The organism is Pseudomonas sp. P9_2 (genome assembly GCF_034008255.1).
In the GTDB taxonomy this organism is placed as follows: Bacteria; Pseudomonadota; Gammaproteobacteria; order Pseudomonadales; family Pseudomonadaceae; genus Aquipseudomonas; species Aquipseudomonas synxantha_A.
The window spans coordinates 3197790-3218619 of record NZ_CP125376.1; the positions used below are offsets into that span (position 1 = coordinate 3197790).

The following is a 20830-nucleotide window of genomic DNA, read 5'->3' on the forward strand; positions in this document are numbered from 1 at the left end:
TTGTCTGCCCAAGTCATCGCGATTGACGCAATGGGCGGGGACTTCGGTCCCCGCAGCATTGTTCAGGCCTGCATTGCCAGCCTGTCTGCTACGCCCTCGCTGCACCTGACCCTCGTCGGTCAACCTACCCTTCTTGAAGAACTGATTGCCAGCCATCCGGCGGTGGATCGCGCGCGCCTGACCATTACGCCCGCCAGCGAAACCATCAGCATGGATGAAAAGCCGGCCGCAGCCTTGCGCGGCAAGCCCGACTCTTCAATGCGTGTGGCGCTTGAGCTGCTGCGTGATGGCAAGGTGCAAGCCTGTGTCAGTGCCGGTAATACAGGGGCGTTGATGGCCTTGTCGCGGCATGTGCTCAAGACCTTGCCGGGTATCGACCGCCCGGCGATGGTGGCGGCGATCCCGACGCAGAAGGGCTATTGCCAGTTGCTGGACTTGGGCGCCAATGTCGATTGCAGTGCCGAGCACCTGTTGCAGTTCGCCGTGATGGGCTCGGTGGCCGCTGAAGCGCTGGGCGTAGCCCGGCCAAGGGTCGCCCTGCTGAATATCGGCACCGAGGACATCAAGGGCAACCAGCAGGTCAAGCTCGCCGCCACGTTGTTGCAAGGCGCGCCGGGCTTGAACTACATAGGTTTTGTCGAAGGTGACGGCTTGTACCGTGGTGAAGCCGACGTAGTGGTGTGTGACGGGTTTGTCGGCAACATCTTGCTCAAGTCGAGCGAGGGCTTGGCAACCATGATTGCCACGCGTATCGAAGCCTTGTTCAAGCAGAGCCTGGTATCGCGCATGGTCGGTGCCCTGGCGCTGCCGTTGATGCGCCGCTTGCAGGCCGACCTGGCACCGGCACGGCACAACGGAGCGAGCTTTCTCGGCTTGCAGGGCATTGTGGTCAAAAGCCACGGCTCGGCCGGCGTGCAGGGGTTTCAAAGTGCGATTGCGCGGGCGTTGATCGAGATACAGGAAAACCTGCCGCAACGCCTGCACGGCCGTCTTGAGGATCTGTTGCCTTAGGCGAATTGGCCCGGGAGTGCTTAAATGTGACCGGCCAGTTCAATTGACCATCCAATCTGTCAGTTTCGCGCGCTCCCAACGTTGGAGTGCGCATTTTTGACGACCAGATCATTAGGGGCTTGTTACATGTCTACATCCCTCGCATTCGTCTTTCCAGGGCAGGGTTCGCAGTCCCTCGGCATGTTGGCCGAGCTGGGCGCGCAATACCCGCTGGTCCTGGATACCTTCAAGGAAGCTTCCGATGCCCTGGGTTACGACCTGTGGGCGCTGACCCAGCAGGGGCCGGAAGAGCAGCTCAATCAAACCGATAAAACCCAGCCGGCCATCCTGACCGCTTCGATCGCCCTGTGGCGCTTGTGGCTGGCAGAAGGTGGGGCGCGTCCGGCATTTGTTGCCGGACACAGCCTGGGCGAATACAGCGCCCTGGTGGCGGCGGGTAGCCTGACCCTTGGTGAAGCGGTCAAGCTGGTCGAGCGTCGTGGCCAGTTGATGCAAGAAGCCGTTCCGGCTGGGCAGGGCGGCATGGCCGCGATCCTGGGCCTGGACGATGCGGTAGTAATCGAGGCCTGCGCCGAAGCGGCGCAAGGTGAAGTGGTCAGCGCGGTGAACTTCAACTCCCCGGGCCAGGTGGTGATCGCCGGCGCCAAGGCGGCTGTTGAGCGCGCCATCGAAGGCTGCAAGGCCCGGGGTGCCAAGCGTGCACTGCCGTTGCCGGTGAGCGTGCCGTCCCACTGTGAACTGATGCGCCCGGCTGCCGAGCGCTTTGCCGAGTCTATCGCGGCCATCAACTGGCAAGCGCCGCAGATCCCGCTGGTACAGAACGTCAGCGCGGCCGTGGCCGCCGACCTCGACACCCTCAAGCGCGACCTGCTGGAGCAACTGTACAAGCCGGTACGCTGGGTTGAATCGGTCCAGACCCTGGCCGCCAATGGCGCCACTGAGCTGGTCGAGTGTGGCCCGGGCAAAGTCCTGGCCGGCCTGAACAAGCGCTGCGCCGACGGTGTGTCGACCGCCAACCTCAATACCCCTGAAGCCTTCGCTGCCGCTCGCGCGGCACTGGCCTGAATCCCGTACTTAGGAGAAGCCTGCATGAGTCTGCAAGGTAAAGTTGCACTGGTTACCGGCGCTAGCCGTGGCATTGGCCAGGCGATCGCCCTGGAGCTGGGCCGTCAGGGCGCCGTTGTGATCGGCACCGCCACTTCCGCCTCGGGCGCCGAGCGTATCGCCGCGACCCTGAAGGAAAACGGCGTGCAGGGCACCGGCCTTGAGCTGAATGTGACCAGCGATGAGTCCGTGGCTGCCGTACTGGCCGAGATCACTGCACAGTTCGGTGCGCCGGCGATTCTGGTGAACAACGCCGGTATCACCCGTGACAACCTGATGATGCGCATGAAAGACGACGAGTGGTACGACGTGGTCGATACCAACCTGAACAGTCTGTTCCGCCTGTCCAAGGGTGTTTTGCGCGGCATGACCAAGGCGCGTTGGGGCCGAATTATCAATATTGGCTCCGTAGTGGGTGCCATGGGCAACGCAGGCCAAGTAAACTACGCTTCCGCCAAGGCCGGTCTGGAAGGTTTCAGCCGTGCACTGGCACGTGAAGTCGGTTCGCGGTCGATTACGGTCAACTCGGTGGCCCCAGGGTTCATCGACACCGATATGACCCGCGAACTGCCGGAAGCACAGCGTGAAGCGTTGCTGACGCAGATTCCGCTGGGCCGTCTGGGCCAGGCTCAAGAGATCGCGAATGTGGTCACTTTCCTGGCATCCGACGGTGCGGCATACGTGACTGGGGCTACAATCCCGGTGAACGGCGGGATGTACATGAGTTAAATTGTGACGGATCGCTTCAAAAAAATGTCATACGAGCTGTCTAAAATCCGTTATAAAGCTGCAACTTAATTTATAGGCAGGTGGCCGACCGGGTACAGGGTGAAGCTTTCAGTTGAAAAGCTGAAATGGCTTTCTATACACTTACCCACTGGCCAGCTGCCTGAATTTGTCCATTAGGAGTTAAACAAGGTATGAGCACCATCGAAGAGCGCGTCAAGAAAATCGTTGCCGAGCAACTGGGCGTTAAGGAAGAAGAAGTGGTCAACACTGCTTCCTTCGTAGAAGACTTGGGTGCCGATTCCCTTGACACCGTTGAGCTGGTGATGGCTCTGGAAGAGGAATTCGAGACCGAAATCCCGGACGAAGAAGCTGAAAAAATCACTACTGTTCAAGCTGCCATCGACTACGTTACCAGCCACCAGGCGTAATAGTTTGTAGTCGTCGCTTGCTGTCAGGGAAAAACCGCACTGCTGTAACGGCGTGCGGTTTTTTCTTTAGGCGGTGATGAAAAGTAAGCTGCGAATCGAAGTGTCGTCATTAGAAAAAGGAGAGTGCTGTGTCGCGTAGACGCGTCGTAGTCACCGGTATGGGTATGTTGTCGCCACTGGGTACGGATGTGCCGAGCAGTTGGCAGGGCATTCTGGCTGGCCGCAGTGGTATTGGTCTGATCGAACACACGGACCTTTCTGCCTATTCCACCCGTTTTGGCGGCTCGGTAAAGGGCTTCAATGTCGAGGAATATCTCTCGATCAAAGAATCCCGCAAGCTCGACCTGTTCATTCAATACGGCTTGGCAGCCGGTTTTCAGGCGGTGCGCAACGCCGGCCTGGAAGTCACCGACGCCAACCGTGACCGCATCGGCGTGGCCATGGGTTCGGGGATTGGCGGTTTGACCAATATCGAAGAAACCAGCCGCACGCTGCACGATTCCGGCCCGCGTCGAATTTCACCGTTCTTCGTGCCCGGCTCGATCATCAATATGATTTCCGGCTTCCTGTCCATCCACCTGGGTGCACAAGGGCCTAACTACGCCATCGCAACGGCGTGCACCACGGGCACCCACTGCATCGGCATGGCGGCGCGCAACATCGCTTATGACGAAGCGGATGTGATGATCGCCGGTGGCGCTGAAATGGCCGCCTGCGGCCTGGGCATGGGTGGCTTCGGTGCATCCCGTGCGTTGTCGACCCGCAATGACGAGCCGACCCGGGCCAGCCGTCCATGGGACAAGGGCCGTGATGGCTTCGTGCTGTCTGACGGCGCCGGTGCCCTGGTGCTCGAAGAGCTGGAGCACGCCAAGGCGCGTGGCGCCACCATCTACGCCGAGTTGATCGGCTTTGGCATGAGCGGCGATGCCTATCACATGACGTCGCCACCGTCCGACGGTGCCGGTGCTGCGCGCTGCATCACCAATGCACTGCGCGATGCGAAGGTCAACCCTGACCAGGTGCAGTACATCAACGCCCATGGTACTTCGACGCCGACCGGCGACCTGGCGGAAGCCGAAGCCATCAAGTCGGTGTTCGGTGAACATGCCTACAAGCTGGCCGTCAGCTCCACCAAGTCCATGACCGGCCACCTGTTGGGTGCGGCGGGCGCGGTCGAGGCGATCTTCAGTGTCATGGCGATCAAGGATCAGGTCGCTCCGCCGACCATCAACCTTGATGAGCCGGACGAAGGCTGCGACCTGAACTTCGTGCCCCACGAAGCGCAACCGATGCCGATCGACGTGGTGATCTCCAACTCGTTCGGGTTTGGTGGCACCAACGGCTCCCTGGTGTTCCGCCGGTTCGCCGAGTGATGCACAGCTGGGTCGACGGTCAGCCAGCGGGCAGCGTGCCCCTGAAAGATCGTGGCCTGGCGTATGGCGATGGGGTATTCGAGACCATCGCCGTCAAGGCCGGGCAGCCGTTGCTGCTCGACCGTCACCTGCAACGCCTGGAAGAGGGTTGCAGGCGCTTGGCACTGGTGGCGGATCACGGGTTGATTCGCAACGAAGTGCTTGGCTTCGCCGCCGCGCTGGGTGACGGTGTCCTCAAGTTGGTCCTCACCCGTGGCGACAGCCTGCGCGGTTATGGCATCAACCCCGGCGCCCCGGTGCGTCGTATCTTGCAGGGCAGTGCGCCCGCTGCTTACCCGCCCGCCCATGCAATCGAAGGCATCCGCCTGTTCCCCTGTTCCACGCGTTTGGCTGAACAGCCGCTGCTGGCCGGTCTCAAGCACCTCAACCGCCTGGAGCAAGTGATCGCCCGTGCCGAATGGCAAGATACCGAACATGCCGAAGGCTTGATGCTGGATATGTCCGGGCGGGTGATCGAAGGCGTGTTCAGCAACCTGTTCCTGGTGCGCAACGGTTTGTTACTAACCGCTGATCTGACTCGTTGCGGCGTGGCCGGGGTGATGCGCGCCGAGCTGCTGGCCCAGGCACAAGCGCTGGGCGTCCCGGTGGCCGTGGCCGACATCAATATTGAGCAGTTGCAGCAGGCCGATGAAGTCTTCGTCTGCAACAGCGTATATGGCATTTGGCCGGTGCGTGGATGCGCTGCGATGAGCTGGCCGGTTGGGCCGCTCACCCGTAAACTGCAGGGTATTGTTCGCGCGCTATTGGATATTTGAGTTGATACGAAAACTGGTGTTACTGCTGCAGATCAGCCTGGTCTCGGCAGCGTTGCTCGTGGGCTTTTCGGCCTGGAAACTCGACTCTGCCCTCAAGCAGCCCCTGAAGCTGCCCCAGGAGCAGTTGCTCGACGTGCCGGTTGGCGCTACCCCAACAGGTACTTTCAATCGTCTGGAAGCCGACGGTGTACTCGACGATGCATTCTGGTTGCGCCTGTACTGGCGCTTCAACCTTGAAGGCCAGCCACTGCACAGCGGCGAATATCGCATGACACCCGGCCTCACTGCCGAAGGCTTGATCGGCCTGTGGCAGCGCGGCGAAGTGGTGCAATACAGCCTGACCCTGGTGGAGGGCTGGAATTTCCGCCAGGTGCGCACCGCCCTGGCCAAGCATGAAAAAATCGTACAGACCCTTCCTGGCCTGACTGACAGCGAAGTGATGGACAAGCTCGGCCATGCGGGTGAGTTTCCGGAAGGGCGTTTCTTCCCTGACACCTACCGTTTTGTGCGCGGCATGACCGATGTCGAATTCCTGAAAAAAGCCTACAACCGCCTGGACGATGTGCTCGCCCAGGAGTGGAGCAAGCGTGCCGACGATGCGCCGTACACCGACCCTTATCAGGCACTGATCATGGCGTCCCTGGTGGAAAAGGAGACCGGCGTGCCGCAAGAGCGTGGGCAGATTGCCGGAGTGTTCGTGCGCCGCATGAAGATCGGCATGATGCTGCAGACTGATCCCACCGTGATTTACGGCCTGGGTGAGCGCTACAACGGCAAGTTGACCCGCGCCCACCTCAAGGAAGCCAACCCCTACAACACCTATATGATCGCCGGCCTGCCGCCCACGCCTATTGCGATGGTCGGTCGCGAGGCGATCCATGCAGCGCTGAACCCGGTGCCGGGCAGCAGCCTGTATTTTGTCGCCCGTGGCGACGGCAGCCATATTTTCTCGGATAACCTGGATGCCCATAATGCCGCCGTGCGCGAGTTCCAGCTCAAGCGGCGTGGCGATTACCGCTCCAGCCCGGCTCCAGTGGTGAAACCGCTGGAAGATGCAACCGCACCTGCCGAGGCACCGATTGAGCCCGCGCCGGACAGTACCGCGCCGCAAAGCCCGCAATGACTCTGACTAAGGACTGCCTGTGACTGGCTTGTTTATTACCCTGGAAGGCCCGGAAGGTGCCGGTAAAAGCACGAACCGCGACTACCTGGCCGAGCGCCTGCGTGCGCAGGGCATTGAAGTGGTGCTGACCCGCGAGCCGGGCGGTACGCCGCTGGCCGAGCGTATACGCGAAGTGCTGTTGGCCCCGGGTGATGAGCCAATGAACCCGGACACCGAGCTGCTGCTGGTATTTGCCGCCCGAGCCCAACACCTGGCCGAAGTGATTCGCCCCGCGCTGGCCCGCGGCGCCGTGGTGATTTGTGATCGGTTCACGGATTCCACCTACGCCTACCAGGGCGGTGGCCGAGGTTTGTCAGTAGAGCGTATCGCCACCCTTGAAACCTTCGTACAGGGCGATGTGCGTCCGGATTTGACCCTGCTGTTCGATCTGCCCGTGGAAGTGGGCATGGCCCGCGCCAGCGCTCGCGGTCGTCTGGATCGTTTCGAACTGGAAGGCCCGGTATTTTTCGACGCGGTGCGCAGCGCTTTCCTGCAGCGCGCCAAGGCTGAGCCGGCGCGTTATTACCTGCTCGATGCGGCGCAGCCGTTGAACCAGGTGCAACAGGCCATCGACGCGCTGTTGCCGACTCTGCTGGAGCGCACTCGTGGCTGAGTCCTACCCGTGGCAGGACAGCCTGTGGCAGCAACTGGCCGGTCGTGCCCAGCACGCCCATGCCTATTTGCTGCATGGGCCAGTGGGCATCGGTAAGCGTCACCTCGCCGAGCGCTTGATGGCCAGCCTGTTGTGCCAGCGCCCGGTCAATCTGCAGGCGTGTGGCGAGTGCAAATCCTGCCTGCTGCTCAAGGCCGGCAGTCACCCGGACAACTATGTGCTGGAGCCCGAGGAAGCCGACAAGGCGATCAAGGTCGACCAGGTACGCGACCTCGTCAGCTTCGTAGTGCAGACCGCGCAGATGGGCGGGCGCAAAGTGGTGCTGATCGAGCCAGTCGAGGCGATGAACATCAACGCCGCCAACGCCTTGCTCAAAAGCCTTGAAGAACCGTCCGGCGACACCGTGCTGTTGCTGGTGAGCCATCAGTCCAGCCGTTTGTTGCCGACGATTCGCAGCCGCTGCGTACAGCAGGCGTGCCCGTTGCCGAGCGAGGCCATGAGCCTGCAATGGCTGGCGCAGGCGTTGCCGGAGTGCACCGAGCAGGAACGGGTCGAGTTGTTGACCCTGGCGGCCGGTTCACCCCTGGCGGCAGTGAAGCTGCAAACCCAGGGCGTGCGTGAGCAACGGGCACTGGTTGTGGAGGGTGTGAAGAAGCTGCTCAAGCAGGAGCTGTCCGCCACGCAACTGGCTGAAAGCGCCTGGAAGGATATTCCCCTGCTGCTGTTGTTCGACTGGTTCTGCGACTGGTCCAGCCTGATCCTGCGCTACCAACTGACCCAGGATGAAAACGGCCTTGGCCTGGCGGATATGCGCAAGGTGGTGCAATACCTGGCGCAGAAAAGTGCCCAGGACAAAGTGCTGAATATTCAGGACTGGATCCTCGCGCAGCGCCAGAAGGTACTCGGTAAGGCCAACCTCAACCGCGTGCTGTTGCTTGAGGCGCTGCTGGTGCAGTGGGTTGGCCTGCTCGGGCGCCGTTAATTTTCGCGGCCGACAGGTGTATGGTCGGCCAGACCCTTTTTGTGAATTAAGCCCTGACTTCCTATGCTCGTAGATTCCCATTGCCATCTTGATCGCCTTGACCTTGCCCAGCACGGCGGTTCCCTCGACGCCGCCCTTGAAGCTGCACGCCAGCGTGGGGTAGGGCACTTTCTGTGCATCGGCGTCAGCGCTGAAAACGCCGGCGACGTCAAAGCCCTGGCTGATCGCTACGCCGATGTGGATTGCTCGGTGGGCATCCACCCGCTGGACCTCAAGCCCGGCGAAGCCCCGGCTCTGGATTGGCTATTGGGCGAACTCAACCATCCACGGGTGGTGGCCATTGGCGAAACCGGCCTGGACTACCACTACGAGCCTGAAGCCGCCGAGTTGCAGCAGGCCTCTTTCCGCCTGCACTTGCAGGCCGCCCGGCAGACCGGCAAGCCGGTGATCGTCCACACCCGGGGTGCCCGCGCCGATACCTTGACCTTGCTGCGCGAAGCCGCGCTGCCGCAGGCCGGTGTGTTGCATTGTTTTACCGAAGACTGGGACATGGCCAAGGCTGCTCTGGACCTGGGGTTCTATATTTCCCTGTCGGGTATCGTCACCTTTCGCAACGCCGACGCGCTGCGCGACGTGGCTCGCCAAGTGCCAGCCGACCGCCTGCTGGTGGAAACCGACTCGCCGTACCTGGCACCTATTCCCCACCGCGGCAAGCCAAACCTGCCTGAATATGTGCGTGACGTGGCCGATTACTTGGCGATGCTGCGCGGCGAGTCGTACGAGCGCTTCGCCGAGCAGACCACCGAAAACTTCAAACGCCTGTTTCCGTTGGCCCATGTAGCCGGATAGCACGGCTGAATCGCAGGCAAAAAAAACCCGGGTTCTGGGGGGTGAATCCGGGCTAAGACCATTAGGAGTAAAACAAGGGCACGCAGTCCGTCGGTACCCAGGTCGTCGCGTCACTTGGGGGAGATGTCGCGGCGACAGTTGAAGTATTGATCAGTATCCGATTCAGTCCAGTCAGATCTGATCGTTTTTTAAACAGATTTGGAATACGCCCGCTTAGCTTGAGTTCTCATTGAGCAGGTGAGCAGCTTCAGGCGGCGCGTCTATTTCTGACTGATATCGATAAAAACGTTGGCGTATTGAAAGTTAAGTGCATCGCGGGTTCACATAGACATTGCCCAACGACCGTTCAGTCGGGATAATCCCTCGCATCGGGTAAATCGTATCGCCACGTATCTGTGGCCCTGCGCAACCCTCCCTATTCCGACCTTTGCAGACTTCTTCCTCATGCACAAAGAACCCCGTAAGGTCCGTGAGTTTCGCCGCCGTGAGCAGGAAATTCTCGACACCGCACTCAAGTTATTCCTCGAACAGGGCGAAGACAGCGTCACGGTAGAGATGATTGCGGATGCCGTGGGTATCGGCAAGGGCACCATCTACAAGCACTTCAAATCCAAGGCCGAGATCTACTTGCGCCTGATGCTCGACTACGAGCGCGACTTGAACGAGCTGCTGCACTCGGCCGATGTCGACAAGGACAAGGAAGCGCTGTCCCGCGCTTACTTCGAGTTCCGTATGCGTGACCCGCAGCGCTACCGCCTGTTCGACCGCCTGGAAGAGAAGGTGGTCAAGGGGCACCAGGTGCCGGAAATGGTCGAGGAGCTGCACAAGATCCGCGCCTCGAACTTCGAACGCCTGACCCTGCTGATCAAGGGGCGTATCAGTGAAGGCAAGCTTGAAGACGTGCCGCCGTATTTCCACTACTGCGCCGCCTGGGCCCTGGTGCATGGCGCCGTGGCGCTGTATCACTCGCCGTTCTGGAGCAATGTGCTGGAGGATCAGGAAGGTTTCTTCCAGTTCCTGATGGACATCGGCGTGCGCATGGGCAACAAGCGCAAGCACAGCACTGAACTGCCTGGGCCTGAAAAAGGTAATGAGACCGCGGCTACGTAAGTTATTCGCCGCAGTGATGGGGCAATGATTTACTGCCAGGGGTATTAACCCAGGAATATACTCAGGCAAGGACCTTGCTAAAAGCTGATTTATGAGTCAGCTTTTAGCGCGCCCGAATTATCTTCTGCCGGAGTGATCCATGATCGTTGATCGTCAAGGCAGGCGTTTTCGCAATTTGCGGATCAGCCTGACCTCAGCCTGCAATTACGCGTGTACCTACTGCGTGCCTGACGGCAAGCGGCTGGTGGCTGCCCAGGACGAACTCTCGGCCGCTGCCATGGCCCGGGGCGTGGCTTACCTGATTGAAGCGGCGGGCATCGAACGCTTGCGCATTACCGGCGGCGAACCGCTGGTGAGCCCCAAGCTGGAAGCGTTCATGGACGCGGTAGGGCAGATGGGCCTCAGCGACATCAGCCTGACGACCAACGGCCAACTGCTGGCGCGCAAACTGCCGTTGCTGGTGGATGCCGGCATTCGGCGTATCAATGTCTCCCTCGATACCCTGGATGCCGATGCCTTTCGCAGCATCGCTCGTGGCGGCGACCTGGCCACCGTGCTCGATGGTATGGACCAGGCCAGCGCGGCCGGCATCAAGATCAAGGTCAACATGGTGCCATTGCGTGGCCAGAACCTGGATCAGGTGATGCCTCTGCTCGATTACTGCCTGGAGCGTGGCTACGAGTTGCGCTTTATCGAATTGATGCGCATGGGGCACCTGGCGAAAGACTCCAACGCGTTCCTCCAGCAATTTGTCAGCTTGCAGCAATTGCTCAGCCTGATCGGTGAGCGCCACGAATACCTGCAAGCCAACGCGCCCGTTGACGCTACCGCCGTACGCTACGAAGTACCGGGCAAAGGCTTCTTCGGCGTGATCGCCAACGAAAGTGTACCGTTCTGTCGTACGTGTTCGCGGTTGCGGTTGTCCTCCACGGGCTGGCTGCATGGTTGCTTGTCCTCAAGCAATCGCCACTACGTCGGTGACTTGCTTGATCAACCGCGCCACCAGGCATTGCCGGCCTTGCAGGGCTTGTTGATGAAGGCGCTGGGCGACAAGCAGGAAGTGGCGTTTTCGGGCGGCGCGACGATCATGAAGATCATTGGCGGCTAAGGTCGCGCATGCCTCAATGTGTTGGCCTTCAAGCTGGCGCAGAACCTGCATCTCACGCCCATTCGCCGGTTTTCCGTCACCGGCTTCTGGAGGATTAGGATGCGTAGTCTGGTTTTACTGCTGGCGGCGTTGGCCCTGAGTGGTTGTATGACCGTCAGCGATATGGCCGAAGGCACTCGCTATCAGATGAGCGATGCCGGGCTGCTGGACCATAGCGACACCCGGCGTACGGCCTCGGTGCGCATACAGCCGGATTCCTTTGTGTTTATCGCCCAAGGCGCCTTCGTGCCGCCGGGCAGCGCGTACCCGCGACCCAACGTGGTCGCCGAGGAAGCGTTCAACGGTTTCGTCGAATATTTCCCCATGGTTCGTCGTGCTCGCCAACCCGAAGGTCTTGAGCAGGCCATGGCCGAAGCCCGCGGGGCGGGGGCTCACTACCTGCTGTATTGCCGTTTTGCGGCAGCCGATGACCGTATCGGCAATGCCGATGAGTGGACCGACCAGCAAGCTCTGGACCGCCTGGGGCTGGACAGCGGTGTGATCCAGGTCATGTTGATCGAGACCAGCACCCAGTATTTGATTGATACTGCACGTATTCGCAGTCGTGGCGGTTTACTGACGTTCCACGACACATCGCCACAAGATCTGATTGCCCGCCCCCTGGCGCAATACGCCCGAGGCTTGCTGGGTATGAGCAATCAGTAGACCTGAGGAGAGCCCCATGACCGATTCCGCCAAGGCCAATGACCTATTGGCCCAACTGCCCAAGGGCAAGGGGCCGGCACCGGTGCATCTGTGGAACCCGGATTTTTGCGGCAACATCGACATGCGCATTGCCCGCGACGGCACCTGGTTTTACCAGGGCACGCCTATCGGGCGAAAGCCGATGGTCAAACTGTTTTCCAATATCCTGCGCCGTGATGGCGATGATTATTTCCTGGTGACGCCGGTAGAAAAAGTCGGCATCAGCGTCGATGATGCGCCATTTGTGGCGGTAACACTGGACGTGCAAGGGCAGGGCGAAAGCCAGGTATTGCGCTTTACCACCAACGTCGACGAGCAGGTCGAGGCCGGCCTCGAACACCCGTTGCGGGTGGTGACGGACCCTGTCACCCAGGAACCTGCACCCTACGTGCGAGTTCGCACCAACCTTGAAGCCCTCGTGCATCGCAACGTGTTCTACCAATTGGTGGAGCTGGCGGTGACTCGTCCGATAAACGGTCAGAACTGGCTTGGCGTATGGAGTGCAGGGGAGTTTTTCCCCATCGGCCTGGAACCCTGAGGCTGATTCTGCCTTCACCCTGAAATAATTCCCTTGCTGTAAATGCCCGCTTTCGGTTATCAATTTGTACATGATTAGACATGTTCGATTTGATAAGAAAAAACGCGTCGTCGACGAGCTCATCCGCCGTATCGAAGGTGGGGTCATGGCCGACGGTTTGCTGTTGCCGGGTGAGCATCAGTTGGCCGAGGAGTTTGCGGTCAGCCGTGGCACGCTGCGCGAAGCGTTGGCCGAGCTCAAGCGCCGTAACTATATCGCCACCCAGAGTGGTGTCGGCTCCATCGTCACCTTTGATGGTATGGTCCTCGACCAACGCAGCGGTTGGGCCCAGGCCCTGGCAGACACGGGGGCTCAGGTGAGCACCGACGTGCTGCGTTTCGAAGCCGTGACGCGCCCGGACCTGTTCAGCCGTTTCGGCACCGATCAATTTATTGCCCTGGATCGCCGCCGGAACACGGCCGATGGCGTTGCGGTGTCCCTGGAGCGTTCGTTGATGCCAGCAGTGGGCGGCCTGGAAAGCCTGCCCCGCATTGGCCTGATCGATGATTCCCTGACTATCACCCTGGCGGCCTACGGTTATGTGGGCGCCGAAGGTGACCAGTGGATCGGCGCCGAGCCCCTGAGCGATGAAGATGCTCAATTGCTCGGGCGCGCTACCGGCACGGTATTTCTCAAAGCTTCGCGCACCACCTACGACCGTCGCGAACGCTTCATGGAGCATGTCGAAAGTTTGCTCGACCCGCTGCACTTTCGCCTGCATCTGCAGTTTGGAGCCGCCAAATGACCCGGGAAGATCGCGCACTCGGTGCTTTCTATGGCTTGGCCCTGGGCGATGCCTTGGGTATGCCCACACAATCCTTGAGCCGCGAACAGGTGAAAGCGCGCTTCGGAACTATCACCGCCCTGGAAGACGCCGATGCCGACCAGCCCATCGCACCGAACATGCCCGCCGGTTCCATTACCGATGACACCGAGCAGGCCATCCTGGTCGCTGAGTTGCTGGTGCAAGGCCAAGGCCGGATCGAACCTGCCGTGCTTGCCCAGCGCCTGATCGACTGGGAAGCGGGAATGCGCGCCAAGGGTTCCCAGGACCTGCTCGGGCCGTCGACCAAACGGGCGATTGATATGATCCTGGCTGGCCATACGCCGCAAGAGTCCGGACGCTACGGCACCACCAATGGTGCGGCCATGCGCATCACCCCGGTGGGCATCGCCGCCGATGTGAGCGAGACAGCCTCGTTTATCCAGGCGGTGATCCAGGCTTGCCAGGTCACCCATAACACCAGCCTGGGTATCTCCAGTGCCGCGGCCGTGGCGGCGGTGGTCTCCGCCGGCATCAATGGCGTGGACCTCGGCGAAGCCTTGAACATCGGCATTCAGATTGCCCAGCAGGCTGAAAGCCATGGCCACTGGGTGGCCGGTGGACGCATTTCCACTCGCATCAGTTGGGCCCGCACCCTGAGTGTCGGCAGCGATGACAAGGCCCTGTTTGCCGATTTGCTCTACGAATTGATCGGGACGTCTGTTGCCTCGCAAGAGTCGGTGGTGGTGTCGTTCGCCCTGGCGCAGCAAGTCGCGTCCGGCGATATGAATGCCTTCGAAGCGCTGTGCCTGGCCGCCAGCCTGGGGGGCGACACCGACACGATCGCCGCGATCCTGGGGGCCATGCTCGGCGCGTGCCTGGGGATGCAGTGCTGGCCAGAGGCGCTGATCGAGCAGGTCAAGCAGGTCAATGGCCTGGACTTGCAGCCGCTGGTCCAAGCGTTATTGGCCTTGCGATAAACACGGAACTAAATGTGGGAGCTGGCTTGCCTGCGACAGCGGTTTTCCAGTTGCTGCTGGGCTGGTTGACACACCCCAATCGCAGGCAAGCCATCTCCCACATTAAAAAGCGTTGAGTCAGGAAGACTGCATAAAGATTCGACTCGCTGCCACAACCACAACAATACAGGCACCAGGAGCACCCCTTCATGAGCAGCACCTCTAGTGGCCAAAGCGCCGGGCAGTTGGAAACACGCGGCATCGAGCCGGTCCCGGAAGGCGAGTGCAACGGCCATCCGCTGCAACTGTTCTGGGTATGGTTTGCCGCCAATATCAGCATCCTCGGCTTGCCGCTCGGCGCAACGTTGGTCGCGTTTCGGGGCCTGGCCATCTGGCAGGCGATCATCGTCGCAATCCTTGGCGCAGCGGGCTCCTTCGCGGTAGTGGGCATCATCTCCATCGCCGGCCGCCGTGGTCGCGCGCCCAGCCTGACGTTATCCCGCGCTATCTTTGGCGTACGCGGCAATATCGGCCCGACGGTGGTCTCGCTGATGTCGCGCCTGGGTTGGGAAACTGTCAACACCACCACGGCGGCCTTTGTGTTGCTGTCCTTGTGTTCGATCCTGTTCGGTTCGGCGGTAGAGGCGAAAAGCGCCCCCGTACTCACGTTGATCTTCATCGCCATCTTTGTACTGCTGACCCTGGCAGTGTCCGGCCTCGGCCACGCCACGCTGCTGGTGATCCAGAAGTGGGCCACCTATGTCTTTGGCGGTTTGAATATCCTGGTGGGCGGCTTTCTGTGTGCCACTATCGACTGGAGCGCGGTGTTCAATGCCACACCTGCGCCGTTGAGCGCGATGATCATCGGCGTCGGCACCATGGCCGCCGGCACCGGCATTGGGTGGGCCAACGCCGGTGCCGATATGTCGCGCTACCAGCACCGCAGCGTCAAGGCTGTGCGCCTGGTGGCCAGCGCCGCCTTTGGCGCGGGCATCCCGCTGGTGTTGCTGATTACCCTTGGTGGCCTGCTGTCAGTGGGTAACAACGACCTGGCGTCGGCCACCGACCCCATCATCGCGATCCGCGACATGCTGCCCACCTGGATGGCGGTGCCTTACCTGATCACCGCATTCGGCGGGCTGTTGCTGTCGAATAACCTGTCGGTGTATTCGGCCGGTCTTACCACCCTGACCCTGGGTTTGAAGGTCAAGCGCGTGCACGCGGTGATTGTCGATATCGTGGCGATCTTTGCCGGTTCCATCTATTTCATGCTGATCGCCGACAGCTTCTATGGCCCCTTCATCACCTTCATTTCGTTGCTGGCGGTGCCGATTACGGCGTGGGTCGGGATCTTCGTGGTCGACCTGATGCACCGGCATTACTACAGCCCCAAGGACTTGCTGGATGTCAGTCCGAGCAGCGCTTACTGGTATCGCGGCGGTGTGGAGTGGCGTGCGTTCGGCGCCTGGGCCGTGGCTATCGTGCTGGGGTTCTGCTTCACCACCATCGGCACCACCGCGCAAAATATCTGGTTCGCCGGGCCGCTGTCCGACTCCTGGTTGGGCCACAACGGCCTGGGCTGGATCGTCACATTCCTGGTCGCAGGCGGCCTTTATGCGGTACTGGGCGGCGCGTCTGATCGTCGCCCGGCTTTGGTAGAGGGTACCCATGCCTAGATTACTGCATACCGGCCAGGTCATTGTCGACTTGGTCATGGCCCTCGACACCCTGCCGGCAACTGGCGGTGACGTACTGGCCAAATCTGCCAGTTTCGAAGCGGGTGGTGGCTTCAACGTCATGGCGGCGGCGCGGCGCAATGGGATGTCGGTGGTTTACCTTGGGCGCCACGGCAATGGCCGGTTTGGTGACTTGGCTCGCGCCGCGATGCAGGCTGAAAAGATTGAAATGGCATTGACTGCGAGCAGCGAGAAGGACACTGGTTTGTGTGTGTCCCTGACCGAGGCCACCACTGAGCGTACGTTCATTTCTCATATCGGCGCCGAAGGCGAATTGAGTGCCGAAGATTTGGCCAGGATCGTCCCGCTCGCCGATGACTACGTGTACGTCAGTGGCTACAGCCTGCTCCTTGAGGGCAAGGCGCAGCCGTTGATCGACTGGCTGCTGGCGCTGCCGCGAGAGATCGTAGTGGTGTTCGATCCTGGACCGCTGGTCAAGGCGCAGGATTCAGTCTTGATGCGGGCGTTGTTGGCACGTATCGATATCTGGACCAGCAATGGCCCGGAAGCTCTGGCGTTTACCGGTGCCCTTGAGATCGCCGCGGCGTTGCCTGAGTTGAGTCGACATCTGCCTGCGCAAACCTTGCTGGTCGTACGTGATGGGCCCAATGGTTGCTGGGTAGGGCGCACAGGGGGCATCGAGCATGTGCCCGGTTTCAAAGTGCAAGCGGTCGACAGCAACGGTGCGGGGGATGCGCACGCAGGGGTGTTTATTGCCGGCTTGGCGCAGGGCTTGAAACCTGTCGAGGCGGCGCGTCGAGCGAATGCTGCGGCGGCGTTGGCGGTGACACGTTGGGGGCCGGCTACTTGCCCAGGCGCAGCCGAAGTCGATGCACTAGCCAACGAATACACACCAACCTAAATGTGGGAGGGGGCTTGCTCCCGATGCAGTCGTGTCAGTTAAAGATAAGCAAACTGACATGCCACCATCGGGAGCAAGCCCCCTCCCACATTTCGGATCGATGTTTAACCTGCTTTTTTCAGCGCTTGGACCAACTCATCCTTACTCATGGTCGAGCGCCCACGAATATCCTTGGCCCGTGCTTCTTTCAACAAACTTTCCTTGGATTGCTTACCTAATGAAGCCCTACTGCTGCGCAGGTGCCCCTCACGGTTGGTCGCCGCGCGCTTGGGCGACTCCTTCTGGCCCCGGTCGCAGGGCCAGACCAGAAATGACTTACCGAGGGCCTGCACCGTCGAGCTTGCGAGCCTCATCCACACCCGAGGCGGTGAGCTTGATCGGCAGGTTCAACGAGTATTCACCGGCGTCGTCGGTGGTCACATGCCCATCCTTGATCAACCCGCGATCTTGCAGAAACGCCAAGACACTGGCGACTTCTTTCTCACCGCGGTAGTTGTCCAGTACCTCCTTGCCCAAGCCCTGGGGATGAGCGTGCAACAGGCGGGTGAGGACTTCTTTTTCAAGGTTTCTATCGACGTTCATGTGTACCTCTTCACTGGGAAATGATCGGGTGTTGGTGTTGCCAGGGATCTATCAAGGCGCTGGTTGTTTCGGTGCACCTGGCAGATTCGAGTCGTCGCCTTTATTGATCTTCGGCTCATTGACCGACGGGCCCATTTTGCCGTTGCCGACCGCAGCCGGGGCCTGGCGCTGGGTGTCATGGCCCTGGGTGTGAGGGTCGGCGCCGTTGGTATTGTCGATGATCGCGCCGCCGTTGGTATCCAGGCCAGTGCCCATGGATTTCTGCGATTCAGTCGTCGCGTCGGGCGTCGGGTCGGTGGGGCCGGTCGACGAAGTCGCCGCAAAGGCGCTCAGGGACGCCGCGGACAGCAGGCCGGTGAGGGCGAGGGCAGCAAATTTGGAATTTTTCATGAGGGTGTCTCCATATGATTAATGTCCTTACCCTTTATTGGTCAGCCACCCTTTGCTGTTCGTGCCTTGATGGCGACGAACGGTATCAGCTCACCTGTATCACTTTATGTATCGATACTCGCCGCACGATCAGGCGCGCCACGGTGATCGACCAGTTCAGTGCCGCGATGACCAGTACGCTCAACAGCATCGTCGACAGGCCGAATTCGACAATCATCTTGCCCGCGAGCCACGGGAACCCGAAGACGCCGATAAAGTACGCCAGGCTGAACAGCAATAATGCCTGGGACATGGTGCCGCTGGGTGCTTCATTGGCCACCAGCCCATTGATCACCGAGTACGTCAGGCCATACCCGACCCCCAGCGTGGCGGCAGCCACCAGATAGCTGAAGTTACCGCTCACCCCGAACGCGAATAGCGCAACCGCGCCAAACATGACGCCGGACAATACGCACGCAGCCTGATAGGCATCACGCTTGACCACAAAGCCGGCGATCAGCAGCCGGCTGGTGATCGCAGCAGTCAGGAAACCCGCGAAGAACAGTGAATAATCCAGCTGATGGGCCAGCGCATAGCTGGTCTGGAATGACGACAACCCACCAAACACGCAGCCACCCAGGCCGACCATCAAGATGGCGAACGCTGCCTTGGACGTCAGCACGCGGCGGCTTGCTGTCCAGGTAATCTTCGACGCCGGCACGTTTGCGTGCTGTTTGAACTGCGCGCCCATGCGCCAGAACATCACAACCCCGGCAAGGCTGGCCAACCCGGCAATGTAGAACGCTGTCGTCAGGGGCAAGCCCAGCGCGGTGGCGGCGCGCCCGAGCAACGGGCCGGAACCGATCCCGCTCAACATGCTGCCGGACAGCAGGGCAAAATACTTGGCGCGCTGCTGGGGTTGCACCAGCAGGGTCACGATGATCGGCCCCAGGGTATAGAACACGCCCCAGCCCAAGCCCAGGGATAGCCCGAACAACATCAGGCCCTGGCCAAACCCGGGGGACAGGGCAAACCCGAGGCAGGCCACCACCAGCATTACACCCGTGCCCGCAATCGCTCGCGCTGCGCCCAGCGCATCCGCCAGGTGCCCGGAAACGACCACCGCCACAAAAGTGCTGAGCATTGCCGTGGCAATAACACTGCCGGCGTCGTGCTCGTTGCCGCCGCGTGAATGAATCAGCAGCGACAGCAAAAAGGTCGAGCCGTAGGACAGCGACAATAAGAAACTGGCGAGGCAGAACAGCGCGAATGTCTTCGTGCCAACTGCAGACGTGGTGGGCATGAGCAGGACCTGAATGTTGGAATTATGCAGCTTGTTTACCATGGGCGCTCATTGGGATTGTTCTGTGATTACTGGTGCTGGCATTACTCTGGGGCGGAGTAAAAAGACTTGCGTCGGCATGAGATTGCGCTGCAATCGGTCATCAAACCGCCTTAATATGTGGCCTTTGAAATTGCCCAAGGCGCGCCCATGACCATCGAGATTCGCCCCGCCGTACCCAGCGATGCTGCGCAGATCCTGAGTTTCATCACCGAGCTTGCCGAATATGAGAAAGCCCGGCACGAAGTGATCGCCAGCGTGGTGGATATCGAGCGCAGCCTGTTCAGCGAGGGCGCTACCGCCCATGGTCTGATCTGCCTGCGCGACGGTTTGCCGATTGGTTTTGCCGTGTTCTTTTTCAGCTACTCCACCTGGCTGGGCAGCAACTGCCTGTACCTGGAAGACTTGTATATCAACCCGGAGCAACGCGGCGGCGGAGCGGGCAAGAAGCTGTTGCGCCACCTGGCGAAGATTGCCTGTGATAACGGCTGTGGGCGTTTCGAGTGGAGCGTGCTGGACTGGAATGAACCAGCGATTGCCTTCTACAAATCCATCGGTGCCCAGCCTCAGGAGGAGTGGGTGCGCTATCGCATGGAAGGCGAGGCGCTGAGGGATTTTGCCCAAGGCTGACCGACATTCCAAACCGGCTATCAATGGCCGGTTTTTTTTGTCTTTGTTCACAATATGGGATGCAAATTTATATATTGAGATATTTCAAGGTCTGGGTTTATAGTCGCTTGCATCAGCACTCACTACCAAAAATAAAACAGGTGAAGCGATGCAGGCACAACCGTTGTCCCTACCCGCCGTGCCCGAGCCGACTTACGGCGAGCGGCTGAAGAACAAGGTGGTGATCATCACCGGCGCTGCGCAAGGCATTGGCGAGGCGATCGTGGCTTGCTTCCAGGCCCAGCAGGCGCGGTTGGTGATTGCGGACATCCAGGGTGAAAAAGTCGAGAAAGTCGCCGCCTGTTGGCGCGAACGTGGCGCCGAGATTTGCGCACAACCTGTAGATATCACCTCCAAAGAGCAATGGCAGGCGCTGGTCAATCTCGCCATCGAGCGTTTTGGCCGGGTGGACGTACTGGTCAACTGCGCCGGGGTCAATGTGTTTCGCGACCCGCTGGAAATGACCGACGAGGATTGGCGCCGCTGTTTCGCCATTGACCTTGATGGCGCCTGGTTCGGTTGCCGTGCAGTGCTGCCGCACATGATCGAGCAGGGCATCGGCAACATCATCAATATTGCCTCCACCCATTCCAGCCACATCATCCCCGGCTGCTTTCCTTATCCTGTCGCCAAGCATGGCCTGCTCGGCCTCACTCGCGCCCTGGGCATCGAATACGCGCCCAAGGGGATCCGCGTAAACGCTATCGCCCCGGGCTATATCGAAACCCAGCTTAACGTCGACTACTGGAACGGCTTTCCCGACCCCCGCGCCGAACGCCAGCGCGCGTTTGACTTGCACCCGCCCAAGCGCATCGGCCAACCCATTGAGGTGGCGATGACCGCGCTGTTCCTGGCGACCGACGAGGCACCCTTTATCAACGCCACGTGCCTGATGATCGATGGCGGGCGTTCGGTGATGTACCACGACTAAATCGTTTTCCAA

Annotated in this window: 23 protein-coding genes and 1 pseudogene; 20 read left to right on the forward strand and 4 right to left on the reverse strand. The window is 60.4% G+C overall.

What is annotated here, in order from left to right; translation table 11 throughout:
* The 18 genes from plsX to QMK52_RS14375 all read left to right on the forward strand — a co-directional run bounded on the left by plsX (nucleotide 1) and on the right by QMK52_RS14375 (nucleotide 16925).
* Nucleotides 1-1011: a phosphate acyltransferase PlsX gene (gene plsX, locus QMK52_RS14290; RefSeq protein ID WP_032879860.1), complete on the forward strand. Its 1011-nt coding sequence runs from the start codon at nucleotides 1-3 to the stop codon at nucleotides 1009-1011.
* Between the two features lie 126 nt (nucleotides 1012-1137).
* Nucleotides 1138-2076, forward strand: coding sequence for an ACP S-malonyltransferase (gene fabD / locus QMK52_RS14295; RefSeq protein ID WP_005790546.1), 939 nt, complete (start codon nucleotides 1138-1140; stop codon nucleotides 2074-2076).
* 24 nt (nucleotides 2077-2100) lie between these two features.
* Nucleotides 2101-2844 carry a 3-oxoacyl-ACP reductase FabG gene (gene fabG / locus QMK52_RS14300; RefSeq protein WP_005790544.1) on the forward strand — a complete coding sequence of 248 codons (744 nt, stop codon included), beginning with the start codon at nucleotides 2101-2103 and terminating at the stop codon, nucleotides 2842-2844.
* A 191-nt stretch (nucleotides 2845-3035) separates the two neighbouring features.
* Nucleotides 3036-3272 (forward strand): acyl carrier protein, encoded by a 237-nt coding sequence (gene acpP, locus QMK52_RS14305; protein ID WP_003175607.1) that lies wholly within the window; start codon nucleotides 3036-3038, stop codon nucleotides 3270-3272.
* 128 nt (nucleotides 3273-3400) lie between these two features.
* Nucleotides 3401-4645, forward strand: a complete 1245-nt coding sequence (gene fabF / locus QMK52_RS14310) for a beta-ketoacyl-ACP synthase II (RefSeq protein WP_005790527.1) — start codon at nucleotides 3401-3403, stop codon at nucleotides 4643-4645.
* Complete coding sequence (pabC, locus tag QMK52_RS14315) at nucleotides 4645-5460, forward strand: aminodeoxychorismate lyase (RefSeq protein ID WP_122732278.1); 816 nt, start codon at nucleotides 4645-4647, stop codon at nucleotides 5458-5460. Before fabF ends, pabC begins: the two co-directional genes overlap by 1 nt.
* A gap of 1 nt (nucleotide 5461) precedes the next feature.
* On the forward strand, nucleotides 5462-6583 hold the full coding sequence (gene mltG, locus QMK52_RS14320; RefSeq protein WP_320402997.1) for an endolytic transglycosylase MltG: 1122 nt from the start codon (nucleotides 5462-5464) through the stop codon (nucleotides 6581-6583).
* A 19-nt stretch (nucleotides 6584-6602) separates the two neighbouring features.
* Complete coding sequence (tmk, locus tag QMK52_RS14325) at nucleotides 6603-7235, forward strand: dTMP kinase (RefSeq protein WP_122732276.1); 633 nt, start codon at nucleotides 6603-6605, stop codon at nucleotides 7233-7235.
* Nucleotides 7228-8217, forward strand: coding sequence for a DNA polymerase III subunit delta' (locus tag QMK52_RS14330; protein ID WP_005790520.1), 990 nt, complete (start codon nucleotides 7228-7230; stop codon nucleotides 8215-8217). Before tmk ends, QMK52_RS14330 begins: the two co-directional genes overlap by 8 nt.
* 63 nt (nucleotides 8218-8280) lie before the next feature.
* Complete coding sequence (locus QMK52_RS14335) at nucleotides 8281-9066, forward strand: TatD family hydrolase (RefSeq protein WP_005790519.1); 786 nt, start codon at nucleotides 8281-8283, stop codon at nucleotides 9064-9066.
* 444 nt (nucleotides 9067-9510) lie between these two features.
* The gene (locus QMK52_RS14340) at nucleotides 9511-10176 is read left to right on the forward strand and encodes a TetR/AcrR family transcriptional regulator (RefSeq protein WP_320402998.1); all 666 of its coding nucleotides are present in this window, start codon (nucleotides 9511-9513) and stop codon (nucleotides 10174-10176) included.
* Nucleotides 10177-10315: 139 nt separating this feature from the next.
* Nucleotides 10316-11284 (forward strand): GTP 3',8-cyclase MoaA, encoded by a 969-nt coding sequence (locus QMK52_RS14345; RefSeq protein WP_005790516.1) that lies wholly within the window; start codon nucleotides 10316-10318, stop codon nucleotides 11282-11284.
* Between the two features lie 99 nt (nucleotides 11285-11383).
* Nucleotides 11384-11989: a DUF4823 domain-containing protein gene (locus QMK52_RS14350; RefSeq protein WP_194438971.1), complete on the forward strand. Its 606-nt coding sequence runs from the start codon at nucleotides 11384-11386 to the stop codon at nucleotides 11987-11989.
* 16 nt (nucleotides 11990-12005) lie between these two features.
* Nucleotides 12006-12566 (forward strand): DUF1285 domain-containing protein, encoded by a 561-nt coding sequence (locus tag QMK52_RS14355; RefSeq protein ID WP_032879868.1) that lies wholly within the window; start codon nucleotides 12006-12008, stop codon nucleotides 12564-12566.
* 70 nt (nucleotides 12567-12636) lie between these two features.
* Entirely contained in the window at nucleotides 12637-13350 is a 714-nt protein-coding gene (locus QMK52_RS14360) for a GntR family transcriptional regulator (RefSeq protein ID WP_005790512.1), read from the forward strand.
* Nucleotides 13347-14348, forward strand: coding sequence for an ADP-ribosylglycohydrolase family protein (locus tag QMK52_RS14365; protein ID WP_005790510.1), 1002 nt, complete (start codon nucleotides 13347-13349; stop codon nucleotides 14346-14348). Before QMK52_RS14360 ends, QMK52_RS14365 begins: the two co-directional genes overlap by 4 nt.
* Nucleotides 14349-14536: 188 nt before the next feature.
* Complete coding sequence (locus QMK52_RS14370) at nucleotides 14537-16003, forward strand: purine-cytosine permease family protein (RefSeq protein ID WP_320402999.1); 1467 nt, start codon at nucleotides 14537-14539, stop codon at nucleotides 16001-16003.
* Nucleotides 15996-16925, forward strand: a complete 930-nt coding sequence (locus QMK52_RS14375; RefSeq protein WP_005790506.1) for a PfkB family carbohydrate kinase — start codon at nucleotides 15996-15998, stop codon at nucleotides 16923-16925. Before QMK52_RS14370 ends, QMK52_RS14375 begins: the two co-directional genes overlap by 8 nt.
* Before the next feature lie 104 nt (nucleotides 16926-17029).
* Here QMK52_RS14375 and QMK52_RS14380 read toward each other — a convergent pair.
* From QMK52_RS14380 to QMK52_RS14395, 4 genes and pseudogenes are all read right to left on the reverse strand, one after another.
* Nucleotides 17030-17209: pseudogene (locus QMK52_RS14380) on the reverse strand (termination factor Rho); the annotation flags it as partial.
* A 31-nt stretch (nucleotides 17210-17240) separates the two neighbouring features.
* On the reverse strand, nucleotides 17241-17507 hold the full coding sequence (locus tag QMK52_RS14385; protein WP_005790502.1) for a hypothetical protein: 267 nt from the start codon (nucleotides 17505-17507) through the stop codon (nucleotides 17241-17243).
* A gap of 51 nt (nucleotides 17508-17558) precedes the next feature.
* The gene (locus tag QMK52_RS14390; protein WP_005790501.1) at nucleotides 17559-17897 is read right to left on the reverse strand and encodes a hypothetical protein; all 339 of its coding nucleotides are present in this window, start codon (nucleotides 17895-17897) and stop codon (nucleotides 17559-17561) included.
* An 85-nt stretch (nucleotides 17898-17982) separates the two neighbouring features.
* Complete coding sequence (locus tag QMK52_RS14395) at nucleotides 17983-19179, reverse strand: MFS transporter (RefSeq protein WP_194438968.1); 1197 nt, start codon at nucleotides 19177-19179, stop codon at nucleotides 17983-17985.
* Nucleotides 19180-19368: 189 nt separating this feature from the next.
* Between QMK52_RS14395 and QMK52_RS14400 the strand changes: the two genes are divergently transcribed.
* Entirely contained in the window at nucleotides 19369-19848 is a 480-nt protein-coding gene (locus QMK52_RS14400) for a GNAT family N-acetyltransferase (RefSeq protein WP_005790497.1), read from the forward strand.
* A gap of 148 nt (nucleotides 19849-19996) precedes the next feature.
* Complete coding sequence (locus tag QMK52_RS14405; RefSeq protein WP_194438966.1) at nucleotides 19997-20818, forward strand: SDR family oxidoreductase; 822 nt, start codon at nucleotides 19997-19999, stop codon at nucleotides 20816-20818.
* Nucleotides 20819-20830 lie beyond the last annotated feature (12 nt).